The organism is Bacillus sp. 16GRE42 (assembly GCF_019837435.1).
GTDB lineage: Bacteria > Bacillota > Bacilli > Bacillales > Bacillaceae_G > Bacillus_A > Bacillus_A wiedmannii.
The window spans coordinates 1,988,476-2,007,035 of the sequence record NZ_JADAXF010000001.1 but is presented as its reverse complement, the minus strand read 5'-3'; the positions used below and the strand labels follow the sequence as shown (position 1 = coordinate 2,007,035).

Below are 18,560 nucleotides of genomic sequence, written 5' to 3'. Positions count from 1 at the left end.
GATTGAAAGTGAAGAAAATTGCTAGTGTACTAATGGCTATCATTCTATTAGTGAGTATAGCTGGATGCTCGACGCCCAAAAAAGAAGCAGCAAAACAGGTAAAGAGTGAGAGTAAAGAGAGAGTAGTTTCCACGACAGTCGCTGTTACTGAAATTATGGATGCGTTAGAAGTAGATTTAGTTGGTGTTCCAACAAGTACGAAAGATTTACCAAAGAGATATAAAGGTTTACCTGAAGTTGGGAATCCGATGAGTCCTGATATGGAAAAGGTAAAATCATTAAAGCCGTCAGAAGTATTATCCGTGACAACACTTGAATATGAATTAAAGCCAGTTTTTGATGGTGTGGGCATGAAAGCAAACTTTGTAGACTTAACTAGTTTAAAAAACATGCAAAATACCATTAGTAATTTAGGTAAGCAATATGGACGTGAAAAGCAGGCGGAAGCAGTTGTAACGAAGTTAGATAACAAAGTTACAGAGATTCAAAAAGCAGTAAAGGGAAAGAAAGAACCGACAGTGCTTATTTTATTAGGTGTGCCGGGGAGTTATTTAGTAGCAACAGAGCATTCTTATATTGGAGATTTAGTGAAACAATTAGGTGGTAAAAACATTGTACAAGGTGAGAAAGTAGAGTATTTAGCTTCTAATACAGAGTATTTAAAAAAAGCTGATCCAGATATTATTTTACGAGCAGCTCATGGTATGCCTGATGAAGTTGTGAAAATGTTTGATAAAGAATTTAAAACAAATGATATTTGGAAACATTTCGCTGCAGTTAAAAATAACCGTGTTTACGATTTAGAAGAGCGCTTATTTGGGACGACAGGTAATTTAGCAGCAATTGAAGCGTTAGATGAATTGAAAAAAATGATGTATCCGTGATGCATTTTAATATAAAGGAAGAGTGGAATGAATAAAAAAACTTGGAGTTTCCTCATTGTTACTGCATTGCTTATTGTTATGACGTCATTGTCAGCGACGAAAGGAAGTTTAGAAATAGGGATAGTGGACCTTGTACAAGGGATATTTACAGGGGCCAATGAAGATGTGGAAGTAATTAAAGATTTACGTTTCCCACGTATTATTATTGCACTATTTACTGGAGCAGCTCTGGCCGTTTCAGGTGTGCTTTTTCAAGCTGTTATGAAAAATCCACTTGCTGATGCTGGGGTAATCGGGATATCTTCTGGAGCAAGTTTTATGACACTTGTTATTATTACGTTATTCCCGCAATTCTTTTTCTGGACACCCGTATTCGCCTTTTTAGGTGGTGCGTTTGCATGTTATCTCGTTTATGCATTTTCATGGAAGTCAGGGTTAAGTCCGCTTCGCATTATTTTAGTTGGTATAGCTATTAATGCAATGTTCACTGGATTAAATGAATCGTTCATTACAATTTGCGGATACTTCATTAAGAGTATTAAGCAAACGACGACTTCTAACATAACGATGAAGACGTGGGGCGATGTAGAAATAATGGTTACATATGGAACAATAGGTCTTATTCTTGCTCTGTTTGTAGGAGCTTGGTGTAACTTATTATCGCTACAAGATAAGACTGCGAAAAACTTAGGTTTGCACGTGACGAGAGTTCGTCTTATTATTTCTGCTATTGCAGTACTTTTAGCAGCAGTATCAACAGCGATTGCAGGTGTTATTGCTTTCGTAGGATTACTCGTTCCGCACATTTCAAGACAACTAGTCGGTTCGGACCATAAAGTATTAATTCCATTTTCTGCTCTTGCAGGAGCGTTGTTAATTTTGACGGCGGATACGATTGGAAGGTTAATTGTGCCACCTAACGAAATTCCAGCAGCGACGATTATGGCAGTGATTGGTGGCCCATTCTTAATATTCTTGCTTAGAAAGAGTGATAAAGTTCATGGAAATTAAAAATGTAACCTTTTCGTATGATAATGTAACGGATCGATTAAAGTCGGTTAGTAGTGAAATAGAAATTGGTAAAATTACAACAATTATTGGTCCAAACGGTTGCGGGAAATCGACATTACTTGGTGTGATGTCAAGAAATCACGACCCTCGTAGCGGTGAGATAATACTCGATGGGAAGGCGATTAGTCAATATAAACCGAAAGAGTTTGCTAGAAAGTTAGCCGTTGTCCATCAACAAAATGAAGCACCGGCAGACATGACGGTAGAGAAATTAACAAGTTATGGTCGTATGCCTCATAAAAATATTTTTTCCTCGCAAACTGATGAAGATAGAGATGCAATCGAAAGGGCTTTAGCATGTACGAATTTGCTAAGTAAACGTGATACAGAGATTCACGCTTTATCTGGTGGAGAAAGACAACGGGTTTGGATTGCCATGACGCTAGCTCAGAAAACACCAATGCTCTTTTTAGATGAACCGACAACATATTTAGATATTTATTATCAACTTGAAATATTAGAGCTCGTAAAAGAGTTAAATGAAGTACATGGATTGACAATCGTTATGGTATTACATGATATCAATCAGGCGATTCGCTATAGTGATCATATCATCGTTATGAAAGACGGCGAGATTGTTACGAAAGGTAAGCCAAATGATGTTGTGACAGAAAGTATGATAAAGACGATATACGGTGTAGATGTCGTTGTAAAGCAAGATGAAGATACAGGGTTGTATATGGTCCCAATGGGTATTTAAATATGCGAACAATCCGTTTTGAGGTGATGATTTGAGTAGTAAAAAAGAACGGAAGAAGAATTCTTTTTTTCAACGAATACTTACAGTTGTTTTTTTAGGTACCTTTTTCTATTCAGTATATGAATTAGGTGATATGTTCATGGATTACTATGAAAATCGTAAAGTAATGGCCGAAGCACAAAACATTTATGAAAAGAGTCCGATGGAAGAGCAATCACAAGACGGAGAAGTACGTAAACAGTTCAAAGCTCTGCAGCAAATTAATCAAGAAATAGTTGGATGGATTACGATGGACGATACACAAATTAATTATCCAATCGTTCAGGCGAAAGACAATGATTACTATTTATTTCGTAATTATAAAGGTGAAGATATGAGAGCAGGCAGCATTTTTATGGACTATCGTAATGATGTGAAATCTCAAAATCGAAATACTATTTTATATGGTCACCGTATGAAAGATGGTTCTATGTTTGGAAGTTTAAAGAAAATGTTAGATGAAGAGTTCTTCATGTCGCATCGTAAATTATATTACGATACATTATTTGAAGGATATGATCTTGAAGTGTTCTCGGTGTATACAACAACAACTGATTTTTATTACATTGAAACGGATTTTAGCAATGATACGGAATACACATCATTTTTGGAGAAAATTCAAGAAAAATCGCTGTACAAAACGGATACAAAATTGACAGCAAGTGATCAAATCGTAACACTTTCGACGTGTGACTATGCACTGGATCCGGAAGCAGGAAGGTTAGTCGTGCATGCGAAACTAGTAAAGAGACAGTAAAAAAAGTATAGAATATGAGAAGTGGTAACGCTTCTCATATTCTATACTTTAAAAAAGAAATATGTTTACTGTGCTGCAGCCATTGGCATACGTACAACTTCAACATTGTAGTAAGTGATTTTATTATCAAGAATATATTCTGGCATCCCGCCTTGATGTGAGTGAGCATCTTTAAATGCTGAGCTCTTCGTCCAACCTTGGAAATCTTCTTTTGCATTCCAGCGTGTGCTAATTGTTACTTCATCATAATCAACTGTATTTTGCGTTAAAAGAACTTCTAATCCTAAAAAGCCTGGCATTGTTTCGACTTGACCTACTTTATTAAAACGCTCAATTAATTTATGCCCATTTCCCTTTGTAATTTTAGCTGTATTTGTAACAATAATCATGTTTTATTCCTCCTATAAATGTAGCCTTTATTTTCGAGAACTCATATACATTAAATGATAATGAAAATCATTATCATTGTCAATGGTAAATGTGAAATAAATAAGTTTTTTTATTATTTTGGACAGTAAGATTTCCATTTCAAAATGTAGTAAATATGTGGCGGTTAAGTGAGAGAATGAGTGAGTTGTACTAGCAAAGCAATAATATGGTATAGTGAAACGAGGCTGTTTTTTCAGGCTCGTTTTTTAAATGCTTCCTATAGAGAAAGCATGCAAATGGAAAGGAAGTTATTATATGCGATCAGAAGTAACTGTAAAAATAAAACCGAAATTTATAAAAGAAATTAAAAGCGGATATCCGCTTATTTTAAAAGATGCGATTCAAAATTTAAATGATGTTCAGGAAGAAGGAACAATCATTAAAGTAGTAGATGAGAAGAACAATTTTGTCGGAAAAGGTTATTATGGAAAACAAAATAAAGGATACGGCTGGATTTTAACGAGAAAAGAGAGTGAACAAATTAATCAATCTTTCTTTGAAAGTAAAATAAAATCTGCCTTACATAAACGAAAGCAATTTTACAAATCAAGTGATACGACAGCATTCCGTGCCCTAAATGGTGAAGGTGATGGTCTTGGAGGCTTAATTATCGATTATTATGACGGCTATTATGTAGTCAGTTGGTATAGTGAAGGGATTTATACTTTCAGAGATGAGATTATAGCAGCTCTTCAAAAAGTAGCAAACTTTAAAGGTATTTATGAGAAAAAGCGTTTTGATACGAAAGGGAAATACATTGAAGGCGATGATTTCGTAGCAGGAGAGCGCGGCGAGTTCCCGCTTATCGTAAAAGAAAATGGTGTGAACTTTGCTGTTTATTTAAATGACGGAGCGATGGTTGGTGTATTTTTAGATCAGCGTAACGTTCGAAAACAAATTCGTGATAAATATGTGACAGGGAGAACAGTATTGAATATGTTCTCTTATACAGGTGCTTTCTCTGTATTTGCAGCGCTTGGCGGAGCGAGCAAAACGACGAGTGTCGACCTTGCAAATCGTAGTTTAAGTAAAACGATTGAGCAGTTTAGTGTAAATGAAGTTGATTATGAAGCGCAAGATATTATTGTAGAAGATGTCTTTCTTTACTTCAAATATGCAGCGAAGAAAAAGATGAAATTTGATATGGTTGTACTTGATCCTCCAAGCTTTGCACGCTCAAAAAAATATACATTTAGTGCAGCGAAAGATTATAAAAACTTATTAAAAGAAACAATTGCGATTACAGAAAATAACGGGATTATCGTTGCCTCTACAAATTGTAGCGCATTCGATATGAAAAAATTTAAAGGATTTATTGATACAGCCTTTAAAGAAATGAATGGTAAATACAAAATATTAGAAGAACATTCTTTACCAGAAGATTTTCGTACCATTGATCAATTTAAAGAGGGAGACTATTTAAAAGTAGTTTTCATTGAGAAAATTAAAGGATAATAAAGAAAAAGGAGCTCGAGTTTACTTGAGCTCCTTTTCTTATTGAACGATATTTTGTACTCTACCGACTTGCCCGTCCTGCAATCGTACTTTAATGCCATGCGGATGAGAAGGGGAGTTTGTTAAAATATCTTTTACAATTCCACGTGTTAATTTACCGGTGCGTTGATCTTGTTTTAATACAATATCAACTTCAAGACCGGGTGCGATATTAGAACGTTTTTGTCCGTTCATTTATACACCTGTACGTCTACGTTGGTTGTTTGTTTTCTTCGTTTGTTGGTTTTGTAATTTTTTCGTTGCTTGGCTTTGATTTGTATTATTTGAACCATTTCCATTTCCTTGCTTTTTCTTTGCAAGTTGTTCACGCATTAAATCAGCTAAGCTTACTTTTTTGTTTTCTGACATGATAAGTCTCCTTTATATAAAGTTAATTATGAACAATAGTAGTGAATTTTATCATATCATTGTTAAGGAAGGAAGGGAAGTTGGTTTGAAAATTCATATAATTCTTTCCAGTATTCATTCGTTACGATACAATTGAAATGCTAATGTTTGTAAAAAAAGGGGATAGACATATGTCACATCATATTTTATTAGTTGAAGATGATATTTCAATTCAAGAGATGGTGGAAAAGTATTTAATAAAAGAAGATTTTCAAGTTACAATTGCGTCTGACGGAGAAGAAGGGGTGCAAGCATTTTTTAAATCATCCTTTGATTTAGTTATCCTTGATATAATGATGCCAAAGTTAGATGGCTTAGAGGTTGTACGTATTATTCGTGAGAAGAGTGCCGTTCCGATTTTAATGATGTCGGCAAAAGATACAGATGTTGATAAAGCTGTTGGATTAGGACTGGGAGCAGATGATTACATTTGTAAGCCATTTTCTATGATTGAATTGGCTGCACGTGTAAAAGCGGGTATTCGGAGGTCTACGAAATATTCGGCTACAGAAACAACAGAAAAGATGATTCAAATTGGTGATTTAGCAATTGATCCAATTAATTTTACGGTTGAAAAAAACGGAAAGCCCCTCAAACTGACTTTAAAAGAATTTGAGATTTTAAAGCTATTCGTAAAGAATCAAAATCGTGTATTTACAAAAGCGCAAATATATACGTTAGTTTGGAACGAAGAGTATTACGGTGATGATAATGTTATAAATGTTCATATGAGAAGATTGCGCGAGAAAATTGAAAGTGATCCATCTAATCCAGAGTATATTAAAACGTTATGGGGCATCGGCTATAAGTTGGAAGTGATGTAATATGGTCAATTTGTTAATAGGTATTATTTTTATATTGTTATGTGTCATTTACATACAGTATAAAATGAGGGAAAACAGTAGCAAAAATTTACGATACACATACAAAAAGTTAGAAAGTATTGTAAATGAACAAACAGGCGAGAAGTTACTCGTTATGACAGATGATCTAGAATTGCAAAAATTATTAGTGGCAATTAATCAATTATTAGCTGCAAAACAGAAAACGAATGCAGATCATGCGAAAGTAGAAATTTCGATGAGAAAAATGCTTTCCAATATTTCACATGATTTAAAGACGCCATTAACAGTTATTCTTGGATATACAGAAATGTTAAATAAGGATAAAACGATAAATAAAGAAGAGCAGCAAATATTACTTGAAAAGGTGCATGTAAAAACACTAGAAGTAATGGAACTGATTCATAAGTTTTTTGATTTAGCAAAATTAGAATCTGGTGACAAGGCAATTGAGATGACAAAAATAAATATGAATGAAGTTTGTCGCGAGAAGATTTTATCTTTTTATGATTTGGTGACGACGAAAGGATTTCAAGTTCATATTGATATACCAGAAAGAAATATATATGCACTTGGAAATATAGAAGTATTAGGTAGAGTATTAAATAATTTAATATCAAATGCAATTACATATGGAGACGATGGAAAGACACTTGGGATGACACTAAGAGATGATGAAACGAGTGTTTATATAGATGTATGGGATACAGGAAAAGGAATTGATGAATCTCATATTGATAAAGTGTTTGAGCGTATGTACACACTTGAAGATTCAAGAAATAGATTGTATCAAGGAAGCGGTCTAGGATTAACGATTACGAAAAGGCTTGTGGAAGCGATGGACGGAGAAATACATCTTTCTAGTAAGCCGTATGAAAAAACAATTTTTACAGTTGTATTAAAAAAGATGCTGTTTTAGCTTGTAGAGAAGTAAATTCTACAAGCTTTTTTTCAGCGTAAGGAATTTGTAAGGAACGGGTAAGAAAAAAGAGATTTCCGTTGTCTATTATAGAAATATAAAGTAGTGCGAAAGGAGAAAATGACATGACATATATATTAAAAACGAATCAGCTAACGAAAGTGTTTAAAGGGAAAGAAGTTATTTCTAGCGTTAACATGCATGTGAAAAAAGGAGAGATATACGGTTTCTTAGGACCGAATGGTGCAGGTAAAACAACGATTATGAAAATGATCACAAATTTAATAAAACCGACGAGCGGTGATATTGAAATTTTTGGTGAGAAGTTAACGGATACATCTTATGAATTGTTAAAGCGCATGGGGACAATTATCGAATATCCAATCTTTTATGATAAATTAACGGCGAAGGAAAACCTAGAATTACATTGTGAATATATGGGGTATTACGACAAGAGCGCAATTGATCATGCTTTACATTTAGTGAAACTGCACGGTATAGATGATAAAAAAGTAAAAGATTTTTCATTAGGTATGAAGCAACGACTGGGTATTGCAAGGGCGATCATGACAAAGCCAGAATTACTCATTTTAGATGAACCGATTAACGGTTTAGATCCAATTGGTATTAAAGAATTACGAGACTTATTTAAAATGCTCTGCAAAGAATATGGTATTACGTTATTAGTTTCTAGTCATATTTTAGGCGAGATGGAACAAATGGCGGATACAATTGGTGTAATTCAAAATGGAAAACTAATAAAAGAAGTTTCAATGAAGAGTATTAACGGAAAACAAACAGAGTACATCGAAATTACTGTTCCTGATGTGAAGCGTGCAGCTTATATTTTAGAAGATAAACTCGGTATAAAAAATTACAAAATAATGAGTGGAAATATGATTCGTGTGTATGAATTGGCAGCGACACAGCAAGCTATTTCAAAAGCGCTTATTATGAACGATGTAGAAATTGAAAGTATTAATAAGAAACATAGTTCCTTAGAAGAATATTTCTTAAATGTAATGGATGGAGAAGGCATTCATGCTTAATGGATTGTTAATGAATCTAGTAAGTGGATTGATCGTAATGTTCATAAGTGGGATTTTCTATTATAGGAAACCAGAGCGGAAATGGTTGTTAATTTTACTAGTGATAGGAATGTTAAGCGTAATTACTGCTGGAATTAGAATGTTAGCAGTGTAGAGACAGTTATATAAAGAATGGAGGCGTGGTTTATATGTTTAAATTAATGAAGCTCGAATGGAAAAAACATAAATTATCTAGTTATTTTAAAGGAGTAGCGATTTGTATTATAGCAATTTTTGCTGCGGTAAGTCTTATGGTATGGGGAACTAAAGTAGAGGATGGTTTGATGTTCTCTAGCTATATGGAATACATGTCTTTAGCAAATATTTTTATTAGAATTACATTTATTATTTTTGCATCGGTTATTTTATCACGTTTAGTGATTGATGAATACAAGAACAAAACAATACAGCTACTATTTATGTACCCACTGCAAAGGAAAATGCTAATGAGAGCGAAATTAGCAATTGTTTTTAGTTTTTGCTTTGTGAGCACGATAATCGCAACATTCATTATTAGTTTGCTCATATTCTGTATGAATCCAATAATGGGACTACTTGAAACGCCTGTTACAATGGGGGAAATAATAGCTACCGTTCCAGCTACCTTTATAAATGCATTTATGATATCTGGTATAAGTTTAATTCCTTTATTTTTTGGGATGAGAAAGAAATCAACACCGACAACAATTACTTCTGCAGTAATAATTGGGATGATGATGAACAGTAACGTTGGTTATGGAAACGGTCAAGTAAGTATGTTTGATTTTATAGCTATCCCAATAGTGTTCTGTTTATTAGGAATTTTCATCAGTTATCTATCATATCGTAAAATCGACAAGATCGATGTGGCGTGAAGCAAGGTTAAAACAACAACGAACTGGGGTATGAATGTTGAAAAAAATAATAGTAATTGCAATTTTATTTCTGACAATTGCTAGTGTGATTTTTGGTTTTAAGACATTTCAGAGGAAAGATTTTAAGAAAGAAAAGTCTTTTGAGATAAATCATATAAAAGAAATAGAAGTGGACAATGAAAACTGGGATATTGAATTTAAAAGTACAGACGCTAACAAAATAGTAATTTCCGCCCAAGGTAAACGAGTAGATAAAGAGATAGACCCCATCGAAATAGAACAAGCAGGGAATAAAGTTATAGTTAAGCAAAAACAAAAGGTGACCAGATTCTTTAATGGTTTTACGTTTCGGAAGAAAAATAGTATATGTATAGCTATTCCGAAGAAAGAAATAGATAAAATTGTATTAAATAATAAATCGGGTGATGTGAAAATAAGCGATATAGAAGTGAAAAATATCGTGACAGAAAGTGAGTCTGGAGATGAAATGGTTGTAGGACTATCAGCCGAGAAAGGTGAATTCATATCGCAAAGTGGAGAGTTAGCTGTAAAAGATAGTTCAGTACCAGAATTAAATATAAAGTCTACGACTGGTGATAACTATATAACAAGTGTAAGTAACTCAAATATAAACATCACTTCAACATCTGGGGAAGTATTACTGAAAGATATGAAAGAAGGAAAATCATTATTTGTAGAAACAAAATCAGGAGATATCGGCGTACGGTATAAAGGTGTTCCGACTTCTTTGAAACTTACGGCTAAAAGTAATTCGTCTGACGTAATGGTGAATGTAAATGGACTTAAGAAAGATAAAAATACAGAAAAAATAAAAGCGGGAACCATTGGTGATGCAAAAAACGAAGTGAAGATTTTAAGTAAAACAGGAGCGATTTATATCGATTAAAATGTAAATGAAAGGAGGACTATTATGCTACGTCTTATGAAGCTAGAATTGAAAAAGTTTAAGCTTGGATGGTATGTGAGGGGAGCGATTATTGCAAATATCGCTATACTGGCATTAATGATCTTTACGAGCATCGTTGCTCAAGTAGAAGGTGATCCGGAAATGAGGGATCCACAGACAATTTTGTTGATGGCCAGTACAGTAGTAAGGGCAACATTTATTATTTTTGGTAGTGTGTTAATCGCAAGGTTAATAATTAGTGAATATAAAACTAAAACAATACTACTCATGTTTTCTTATCCAATTAACCGAAAGAAAATGATGGCTAGTAAGTTGGCTATTACAGCGATAGTAACATTTATAACAGTTATTTTATCTAACATTTTAGTAGTAGGAGTTTTCTTTGGGATAGATAACTATTTTTCAATTCTTCCTAATTCATTCACAGTAGATCAATTGACGCAAGAAGGGATAAACCTTGTTCCTTTAGCCATTTCCACTGCTGGAATAAGTTTAATCCCTCTATATTTCGGAATGCGTAAACGTTCAGTGCCAACTACAATTGTTTCATCTCTTATCGTTGTATCAATTGCAATTAATAACACCCCAATGTTTTCTACAGCAACTTTTCTTCCCCTTCAGCTAGCGTTGGCAGCAATTGGAGTTGCGATTGCATATTACGGAATTAAAAATATAGAGAGGGAAGATGTAACTGTATGACAAGAATAAGAAAAAAGAGTTGGCGTTACACCAACTTTTTTTTGTATATGTATGCTTCGTTACTACTCTGTAAATTTGGAGTGTTTGCTCAAATATTCTTGAACTCCTGAAGAAATGTTAAAGTTATTAGGGCTTTTATATTCGATAGTAAACTCTCCGTCTCTACTTGTCTCAAAGGAGATTGCATAGCTATTCATTTTAGCATCGTAAGAAGTATTTTTGACTTCCGCATCTAGATCAAAGTATTTTGTAATATATTCTTTTGATTCCGTAATAGCTGTTTGTTTTCCCCAAGGGGTACCATAACTTGTGAAATAAAGAGATACACCGATAACTCCAATGATCGAAGTTAGTAAGAGAGTTCTTATTGTTATTTTTTTGTTTTTTGTATTCAATTTAGTTCCCTCCAATTAATATGAATTTATCTTAACGTATTTTCTCATAAAATACCATTTAGTAGAAAATAGTTTCACATGAAACAAGTTACAGAAAAAGACAAGGTGCATAAACACCTTGTCTTTTTCTGTCGTTACATTTGGGGAGCTTCCATTCCAGTAGCAGCCCATTCTTCTTTTGCAGGACCATATACGCCAGGGACTTTTAAGCCAGCTTGACGCATTAAAACAGTCAGCTGCCCGCGGTGGTGATTTTGATGATTAATGAGTGTCATTAAAAATATAGAATTCGGCATAGGGCGACCAAAGAAGTCATTAATAGTAGCTAAGTCTTTATCAGTCCATTCACTTTGAAGCGTTTCAACAAAAGCTGCATTCACTTTACGATATTGATCAGCAATTGTTGTTGCAGAAGGTGGAATAGGATAATCTTTCGTTTCTCCTTCAAACTTAAGCCCTGTGCCAGATAGTATAACAGGAATTGCCGTCACGATATGCCAAGCAACTCTGCCTAATGTCCAGTGCTCAGGTGCAATTTCTTGTGACAAAGATTCATCTGTTAATGCATCGAGCATCTTTTGAGTAGACTCAGCCTCGTATGTCCATGATTGTAGAAAGCCTTCAATAGTTTGGTACATATTTATCCCTCCTAGTTATGTTCATAGGTTACATTCGTGAAAAAAAGATAGTTTCCTTTTAACCTATCAGAACAAATAAAAAAGAGGCTTCTCATATTAAGAAGCCTCTTTTTTTAACCAACCTTCTTCCCATTTTTCCTCATCAACCATAAGAAATAAGGTGCTCCAAGTACAGCAACGACAAGACCAGAAGGGATTTCTTTCGGGTATGCAATTGTTCGTCCGAGTAAATCAGCAATGGAAAGAAGGATTGCTCCAAATAGTGCGGAGCAAACGAATAATCTTTGATGATTCATACCAACGACGATTCGTGCTAAGTGTGGCGCAACAAGACCTAGAAAGGCAATCGTACCGACAGCTGCGATATTTACAGATGCAAGTAGTGTTGCTAACACAATGAGGGCAAGGCGCGTTTTATTTACTGGTTGCCCGAGTCCCGTTGCTAAATCGTCTCCAAGTACGAGAACATCAAGTTGTTTTATTAAGAAAAAGATAATGAATACAAGAATTAGCGATGGATATAGAATGATATTTTCTAAGTGATTCCATCCTCTTGCATACGTGCTACCTGATAGCCATGTTAAAGCAGCAGCAACGTTCAAATTTGCTCTAACGATAAAGATTTGAATAATCGCTGAACCGAGAGCTGAAATACCAATTCCTATTAAAGCAAGGGCTGTTGGGCTAAATCCTGATTTCCACGAGAAGAAGAGGACAATTCCAACTGCAAGTAGTCCGCCGATAAATGCACCAATTGGTAGGAAGAAACCAGGAAGTGCGGGAAAGACATACATAATAGTTAAAGCACCAACACCAGCTCCCGATGAAATACCAATAATAGAAGGATCGGCGAGTGGGTTTCGTAATATACCTTGGAAAACAAGCCCACTTATTGCAAGGCATGCGCCAGCAATAGCAGCAACGAGCATTCTTGGTAAACGAAGGTTCATCATCATATTTTTATCAAATTGTGTTAATTGTCCTGATATAACATTTGTAATACTTTCGATATAAGCGTTACTACCGATTGTAACACCAAGAGCAATTGTCACAATGCAAAGTGTGATAGAGATAATGATTACCTTTTTATAAGAGTAATAGCGAGAACTAGCTCCAGCTGCATTCGCTCCGTTATCATTCATATATTGTTTCGATTTCATCATTCGATACACTAAATAAATAAGCCAAGGTGATCCAATCATTGCCGTGACTGCTCCGACAGGAAGTTCAGCCCCAGTTGGATCTATTAGTCTACCAACGACATCAGCTCCAAGTAATAGTACAGCTCCCCATAAGAAAGAAGAGAGAAGGAGAGTAAAGTGTTGACGGTAGCCAATAAGACGCATTAAATGTGGTGCAACTAAGCCGACAAATCCAATTGGTCCAACAACAGTTACAATTACTGCTGTTAAAAAGATCGCAGCAATGAAGGCGATAAGACGTGTTACTGCTGTTTTTTCACCAAGAGAAACAGCGACATCATCACCAAGTAAGAGAATGTTGAGTTTACGAGACATAAATAGTAAAACTAGGAAAGAAATAATGATAAATGGAAAAGCAAATTGAACGCCATCCCAGTTATTTTGAATAAGAGATCCAGCTCCCCATAAAAATAAACCAGCTGTTTCATTTTCATAGAAAAGCTGCATCGTTCCGGTAAAGGCAGAAAGCATTAATGTAACGACCATACCAGCTAGTGCCATTCTAAGTGGGGTTCCCTTTTTTCCACCAGAAATACGGTATACAAATAAAGCAGTAATAGCACCGCCGATAAATGTGAAAAGAAGTGAATTAATTTGCAGACCTTTTGGTAAGAAAATTGTAGCCGCTACTAGAAAGAAATATGCGCCAGAGTGAATACCCATTGTACTGGATTCAGCAAGTGGATTTTTCGTTAATGTTTGTAAAATGACCCCAGATGCAGCAAGAGCACCTCCAGCTAAAATGGCAATTACGGCCCTAGGTAATCGAAGCATAATTAAAGTTTGATGCTCTAGTGATTGGTTCGGTGAGATAAGAGCATCAATAATCATACTATAGGAAATGTTTGCTTGACCTTGTCCGATATGAATAAAGAAAAGGAGGAGCAAGAGAGCTGCTCCTCCTCCGAATACAAGACTTGCTCGAAGTGTATGTTGGAAGCTATTCATCGCTGAATCACTTCTTCGCTGTCATTACATCTGCTACTTGTATTGCTAAAGATTTTGCAGATTCAGGACCACCGAAAATCCAAGTGTCGCCTTTTAATTTATACATTTTGTCTTCTTTTTTGAAATTTAACCCTTCCCAAGCAGGATTCCCTTTTAGTTGCGTGTCAAAAATGTTATCATCATCCGCCACAATGTAAATGAAGTTTGAATCTTGTACACTTTGTAATGATTCTACAGTTGTTTGTTTGAAACCATCTGCCTCTGATTTCCCAGCTTCAAAAGTGTTTGTTAAACCTAATTTTTTTGTAACTTGTAAAGCTGTAGAATTGTCAGTCAATATACGGAATGTTGGTACGTTTTTAGCTGTAAATGCTTGTACCATTGCGATGTTTTTATCTTTTAAGTCTGCTTTTTCAATTTTTACTTTTGCATCAGCGAATACTTTATCCATATCAGCTAATACTTTTTTACCTTCTTCTTCTTTTCCAACTGCTTTTGCGATTTGTTTAAATGTTTCTGTCATTTCAGCAAAGTGATCGTTATTACTTGTTGATGGATCAAACATAACTGTTGGTGCAATTTGCTCTAATTCGTTTTTAATAGCTTTACTACGGAATGAAGCTGTGATAATTAAATCTGGTTTTAGACGGCTAATTTCTTCTAAGTTTGGTTGTTGACGTGTCCCTACGTCTACAACATCTTTACCTGGTTTTGTTGCTGTATTTACCCATTTATTATAATTCTTAATGTCTGCCATCCCTACTGGCTGAACACCAAGTGCTAATAAGTCTTCTGAATATACCCACTCAAGTACAACAACTTTTTTCGCTGGTTTATCTAACTTTGTTTCCCCTTCAGCGTGCTTAATTGTTATAGCTTGCTTTTTATCGTCTGTCTTTGTTTCTTTTTTCTCCTCTTTTTGCTGTCCGCATCCAACAGCGAATAGAAGAACTACTATGAAAATACTGAGAATTTTCTTCATCTTCTGCCCCCAAATTAAGTGTTTTTTGTAATTAGCGCCATAAGTGAAAATGGTTATCAATTACAACACCCAAATCATACTATGAGGATATTTTAAGTGTCAATATTTTTTTAAAATTTTGACGAAAAACGACAAATTATACGGATTTTTATATACTATAGTCGCTATTTATGAAGAATAAGCCTCTTTACTAAAAAAATTGGTGAATATGGGGGAGTTTAAATGGGGACTTGGCTGTGTACGAAAGTGTAATGTGTATGGTTAATAATCTGTGGAGATGGGGCGAAAGTACAAGCAAAAGGAGAGCGAATCGCATGTAATAATTACTAGAATGTATGGAATAAATCTGTGTGTATCTACTAGGTAAAGTATTTCTTTGTTATTTAGATAGGTGTTTTCTAATTCGGTGATTGTACTTAAAAGATCGAATGTAAAGGAAGTGATCAACATGTCTTCATGGGGCAATAATATAAATGGATATTGTGGATGTAATAATCAAAATGGTGTACATGTTGATTCATGCTGTTTTAGTTGTGATGGAACAGTTCCTAAGCTTGGCCCAACAGGTCCGACGGGAGCAACAGGAATAACAGGAGCAACGGGCCCAACAGGTGACACAGGCCCAACGGGAGCAACGGGTCCAACAGGTGACACAGGAGCAACGGGCCCAACAGGTGACACAGGTCCAACGGGAGCGACGGGAATAACAGGAGTAACAGGTCCAACAGGAGCGACGGGTCCGACAGGAGCAACAGGAATAACAGGGGCAACAGGTTCAACGGGTCCGACGGGAGCAACAGGAATAACAGGGGCAACAGGGGCAACAGGTCCAACAGGAGCGACGGGAATAACAGGTTCAACGGGTCCGACGGGAATAACGGGTCCAACAGGAGCAACAGGAGAAACGGGGGCAACTGGCACCAGTATAACGGCAACATACGCTTTTGCAAATAATACATCGGGAACAGCGATATCGGTACTTCTTGGTGGAACGAATGTCCCGCTTCCGAATAATCAAAATATTGGTCCAGGTATTACTGTTTCTGGGGGGAATACAGTATTTACGGCTGCAAATGCTGGGAATTATTATATTTCATATACGATTAATATAACGGCTTCATTATTAGTCAGTTCGCGGATTACAATTAATGGAGCACCTCTTGCTGGAACGATCAATTCTCCTGCGTTAGCAACTACATCATTTAGTGCAACAATTATTACGACTCTTGCGGCTGGAAGTGCCATTAGTTTGCAACTATTTGGTTTGTTAGCTGTTGCAACGTTATCAACAACTACACCAGGAGCTGTGTTAACGATAATAAGATTAAGCTAAATAATAACTCTCTTATTCTTTTAAGATTAGGAGAGTTTATACATATAATAAGAAGTTAATGGAGTGAAGCATAGTTATATAAAAGTCAGAATATTATGATTGTAACGTTATGGCGACTATAATATAATGAAAACAACCATCATGAATGAACATTCATTTATTTTTATGTATTTGAAGGGGGAATGAAGGTGGAAAAACCATGGTTGAAAAGTTATCCAGAAGAAATTCCAAGTACGATTTCTTATGATATTCAGCCGCTTCATGGATATGTGGAACAGGTGGCTTCCCGTTATCCAGAAAAGAAAGCGCTTCACTTTTTGGGGAAGGATATTACATTTTCAGACTTCCACGATAAGGTGAAGAGGTTTGCAAATTATCTTCAAAAGCTCGGTGTGGAAAAGGGTGATCGAGTTGCTATTATGTTGCCGAACTGTCCGCAATCTGTAATTGGTTATTATGGTACATTACTTGCGGGAGGTATCGTAGTACAAACAAATCCACTATATACAGAAAGAGAATTAGAATACCAGCTTCATGACTCGGGAGCAAAAGTAATTCTTTGTCTCGATTTAGTGTTTCCAAGAGTAACGAATGTTCAATCTGCTACAAAAATTGAACATATTATCGTAACTCGGATTGCGGACTTTTTACCCTTCCCTAAAAATTTAGTTTATCCATTTGTACAAAAAAAGCAGGCAAATCTTGTTGTGAATGTGTCGGAAAGCGAAACGATTCATCTATGGAAATCAGTAGAACGAGAAAGTAATGTTAATGTTGAAGTTCCTTGTGATCCTGAAAATGATCTAGCCCTTTTACAGTACACAGGAGGAACAACTGGATTTCCGAAAGGCGTTATGTTGACGCATAAAAACCTTGTTTCGAACACTTTAATGGGAGCTCATTGGCTATATAATTGTAAAGAAGGAGAAGAAGTAATTCTTGGTGTCCTTCCGTTCTTTCATGTATATGGGATGACAGCTGTAATGAATTTAAGTATTATGCAAGGATATAAAATGGTGCTGATTCCGAAGTTTGATATGAAAATGGTTTTTGAAGCGATAAAAAAACATAAAGTCACACTATTTCCAGGGGCACCGACCATTTATATTGCTCTATTAAATAGTCCCCTCTTAAAAGAATATGATATTTCTTCTATTCAAGCTTGTATTAGTGGATCTGCCCCGCTTCCTGTAGAAGTACAGGAAGAGTTTGAGAGAGTTACAGGTGGAAAATTGGTAGAAGGTTATGGATTAACGGAGTCGTCGCCAGTTACACATGGGAATTTTTTGTGGGAAAAACGTGTGCCAGGAAGTATTGGTGTGCCGTGGCCAGATACAGAGGCAAACATTATGTCACTTGAAACTGGAGAGGCTTTACCTCCGGGTGAAATTGGTGAAATTGTTGTAAAGGGTCCTCAAATTATGAAAGGGTATTGGAATAAGCCAGAAGAAACAGCAGCTGTATTACAAGACGGATGGCTTCATACAGGGGATGTTGGTTACATGGATGAAGATGGATTTTTCTATGTGAAAGATCGTAAGAAAGATATGATTGTTGCGAGTGGATTTAATGTGTATCCTCGTGAAGTAGAAGAAGTATTATATGAGCATGAAAAAGTGCAAGAAGTGGTGACGATTGGAGTTCCCGATCCGTACCGGGGAGAGACAGTTAAAGCATTTGTTGTGTTAAAAGAAGGTGCGGAGTGTTCTGAGGAAGAATTAAACCAGTTTGCGCGTAAATATTTAGCGGCTTATAAAGTGCCGAAAGTATATGAGTTTAGAGATGAACTGCCGAAAACGACAGTTGGAAAAATTTTACGCCGTGTCCTAATAGATGAAGAGAAAAGAAAAAATGAGGATGAGCAAACGGGCTAAGGCCCTTTCTTTTTGAAAAAATAGGATTGACACTTTTCTAAATAGTCAGTATTATAAGAATATGAATGACTATTCA

21 protein-coding genes are annotated in these 18,560 nt (G+C 35.6%); 14 read left to right on the top strand and 7 right to left on the bottom strand.

What is annotated here, in order from left to right; translation table 11 throughout:
• Nucleotides 1–2: 2 nt before the first annotated feature.
• Genes isdE through srtB form a run of 4 tightly spaced genes read left to right on the top strand, consistent with a single transcriptional unit; the run spans nucleotide 3 to nucleotide 3,451 of the window.
• A complete protein-coding gene (gene isdE / locus ILS93_RS10435) occupies nucleotides 3–884 on the top strand; it encodes a heme ABC transporter substrate-binding protein IsdE (protein WP_064474637.1) in 882 nt (293 codons plus the stop codon).
• 27 nt (nucleotides 885–911) lie between these two features.
• Nucleotides 912–1,895 carry a FecCD family ABC transporter permease gene (locus tag ILS93_RS10430; protein WP_064474638.1) on the top strand — a complete coding sequence of 328 codons (984 nt, stop codon included), beginning with the start codon at nucleotides 912–914 and terminating at the stop codon, nucleotides 1,893–1,895.
• On the top strand, nucleotides 1,885–2,655 hold the full coding sequence (locus ILS93_RS10425; protein ID WP_222660412.1) for an ABC transporter ATP-binding protein: 771 nt from the start codon (nucleotides 1,885–1,887) through the stop codon (nucleotides 2,653–2,655). Before ILS93_RS10430 ends, ILS93_RS10425 begins: the two co-directional genes overlap by 11 nt.
• Before the next feature lie 31 nt (nucleotides 2,656–2,686).
• On the top strand, nucleotides 2,687–3,451 hold the full coding sequence (srtB, locus tag ILS93_RS10420) for a class B sortase (RefSeq protein ID WP_064474640.1): 765 nt from the start codon (nucleotides 2,687–2,689) through the stop codon (nucleotides 3,449–3,451).
• A gap of 65 nt (nucleotides 3,452–3,516) precedes the next feature.
• On the opposite strand, the gene isdG is transcribed toward srtB, so the two are convergent.
• The gene (isdG, locus tag ILS93_RS10415) at nucleotides 3,517–3,840 is read right to left on the bottom strand and encodes a heme oxygenase (protein ID WP_000587825.1); all 324 of its coding nucleotides are present in this window, start codon (nucleotides 3,838–3,840) and stop codon (nucleotides 3,517–3,519) included.
• Between the two features lie 295 nt (nucleotides 3,841–4,135).
• Here isdG and ILS93_RS10410 point away from each other — a divergent pair, with 295 nt between their 5' ends.
• Entirely contained in the window at nucleotides 4,136–5,335 is a 1,200-nt protein-coding gene (locus ILS93_RS10410; RefSeq protein WP_222660410.1) for a class I SAM-dependent rRNA methyltransferase, read from the top strand.
• A gap of 39 nt (nucleotides 5,336–5,374) precedes the next feature.
• On the opposite strand, the gene ILS93_RS10405 is transcribed toward ILS93_RS10410, so the two are convergent.
• Together ILS93_RS10405 and ILS93_RS10400 are read right to left on the bottom strand one after the other, a co-directional pair.
• A complete protein-coding gene (locus tag ILS93_RS10405) occupies nucleotides 5,375–5,569 on the bottom strand; it encodes a YwbE family protein (protein WP_001014310.1) in 195 nt (64 codons plus the stop codon).
• A complete protein-coding gene (locus tag ILS93_RS10400; RefSeq protein ID WP_001293584.1) occupies nucleotides 5,570–5,743 on the bottom strand; it encodes a hypothetical protein in 174 nt (57 codons plus the stop codon).
• 170 nt (nucleotides 5,744–5,913) lie between these two features.
• Here ILS93_RS10400 and ILS93_RS10395 point away from each other — a divergent pair, with 170 nt between their 5' ends.
• The 7 genes from ILS93_RS10395 (at nucleotide 5,914) to ILS93_RS10365 (ending at nucleotide 11,112) form a co-directional block, all read left to right on the top strand.
• Entirely contained in the window at nucleotides 5,914–6,606 is a 693-nt protein-coding gene (locus tag ILS93_RS10395) for a response regulator transcription factor (protein ID WP_064474642.1), read from the top strand.
• A 1-nt stretch (nucleotide 6,607) separates the two neighbouring features.
• Nucleotides 6,608–7,543 (top strand): HAMP domain-containing histidine kinase, encoded by a 936-nt coding sequence (locus ILS93_RS10390; protein WP_222660408.1) that lies wholly within the window; start codon nucleotides 6,608–6,610, stop codon nucleotides 7,541–7,543.
• 125 nt (nucleotides 7,544–7,668) lie between these two features.
• A complete protein-coding gene (locus tag ILS93_RS10385) occupies nucleotides 7,669–8,592 on the top strand; it encodes an ABC transporter ATP-binding protein (protein ID WP_064474644.1) in 924 nt (307 codons plus the stop codon).
• A complete protein-coding gene (locus ILS93_RS10380) occupies nucleotides 8,585–8,746 on the top strand; it encodes a hypothetical protein (RefSeq protein ID WP_176713060.1) in 162 nt (53 codons plus the stop codon). Before ILS93_RS10385 ends, ILS93_RS10380 begins: the two co-directional genes overlap by 8 nt.
• A gap of 34 nt (nucleotides 8,747–8,780) precedes the next feature.
• Complete coding sequence (locus ILS93_RS10375; protein WP_222660406.1) at nucleotides 8,781–9,485, top strand: ABC transporter permease; 705 nt, start codon at nucleotides 8,781–8,783, stop codon at nucleotides 9,483–9,485.
• Between the two features lie 34 nt (nucleotides 9,486–9,519).
• Nucleotides 9,520–10,392, top strand: a complete 873-nt coding sequence (locus ILS93_RS10370) for a DUF4097 family beta strand repeat-containing protein (RefSeq protein WP_222660404.1) — start codon at nucleotides 9,520–9,522, stop codon at nucleotides 10,390–10,392.
• A gap of 24 nt (nucleotides 10,393–10,416) precedes the next feature.
• Nucleotides 10,417–11,112, top strand: coding sequence for an ABC transporter permease (locus ILS93_RS10365; RefSeq protein WP_064474646.1), 696 nt, complete (start codon nucleotides 10,417–10,419; stop codon nucleotides 11,110–11,112).
• Nucleotides 11,113–11,174: 62 nt separating this feature from the next.
• Here ILS93_RS10365 and ILS93_RS10360 read toward each other — a convergent pair whose 3' ends face one another.
• The 4 genes from ILS93_RS10360 to ILS93_RS10345 all read right to left on the bottom strand — a co-directional run bounded on the left by ILS93_RS10360 (nucleotide 11,175) and on the right by ILS93_RS10345 (nucleotide 15,277).
• A complete protein-coding gene (locus ILS93_RS10360; protein ID WP_088048042.1) occupies nucleotides 11,175–11,507 on the bottom strand; it encodes a YfjL-like protein in 333 nt (110 codons plus the stop codon).
• 134 nt (nucleotides 11,508–11,641) lie between these two features.
• Nucleotides 11,642–12,145, bottom strand: a complete 504-nt coding sequence (locus ILS93_RS10355) for a DinB family protein (RefSeq protein WP_222660402.1) — start codon at nucleotides 12,143–12,145, stop codon at nucleotides 11,642–11,644.
• Between the two features lie 113 nt (nucleotides 12,146–12,258).
• Nucleotides 12,259–14,295 (bottom strand): Fe(3+)-hydroxamate ABC transporter permease FhuB, encoded by a 2,037-nt coding sequence (fhuB, locus tag ILS93_RS10350; protein ID WP_064474649.1) that lies wholly within the window; start codon nucleotides 14,293–14,295, stop codon nucleotides 12,259–12,261.
• A gap of 7 nt (nucleotides 14,296–14,302) precedes the next feature.
• Entirely contained in the window at nucleotides 14,303–15,277 is a 975-nt protein-coding gene (locus ILS93_RS10345; protein WP_064474650.1) for an ABC transporter substrate-binding protein, read from the bottom strand.
• A gap of 448 nt (nucleotides 15,278–15,725) precedes the next feature.
• Here ILS93_RS10345 and ILS93_RS10340 point away from each other — a divergent pair, with 448 nt between their 5' ends.
• Together ILS93_RS10340 and ILS93_RS10335 are read left to right on the top strand one after the other, a co-directional pair.
• Complete coding sequence (locus ILS93_RS10340) at nucleotides 15,726–16,610, top strand: BclA C-terminal domain-containing protein (protein WP_222660400.1); 885 nt, start codon at nucleotides 15,726–15,728, stop codon at nucleotides 16,608–16,610.
• Nucleotides 16,611–16,798: 188 nt separating this feature from the next.
• Entirely contained in the window at nucleotides 16,799–18,484 is a 1,686-nt protein-coding gene (locus tag ILS93_RS10335; RefSeq protein ID WP_142315393.1) for a long-chain-fatty-acid--CoA ligase, read from the top strand.
• Nucleotides 18,485–18,560 lie beyond the last annotated feature (76 nt).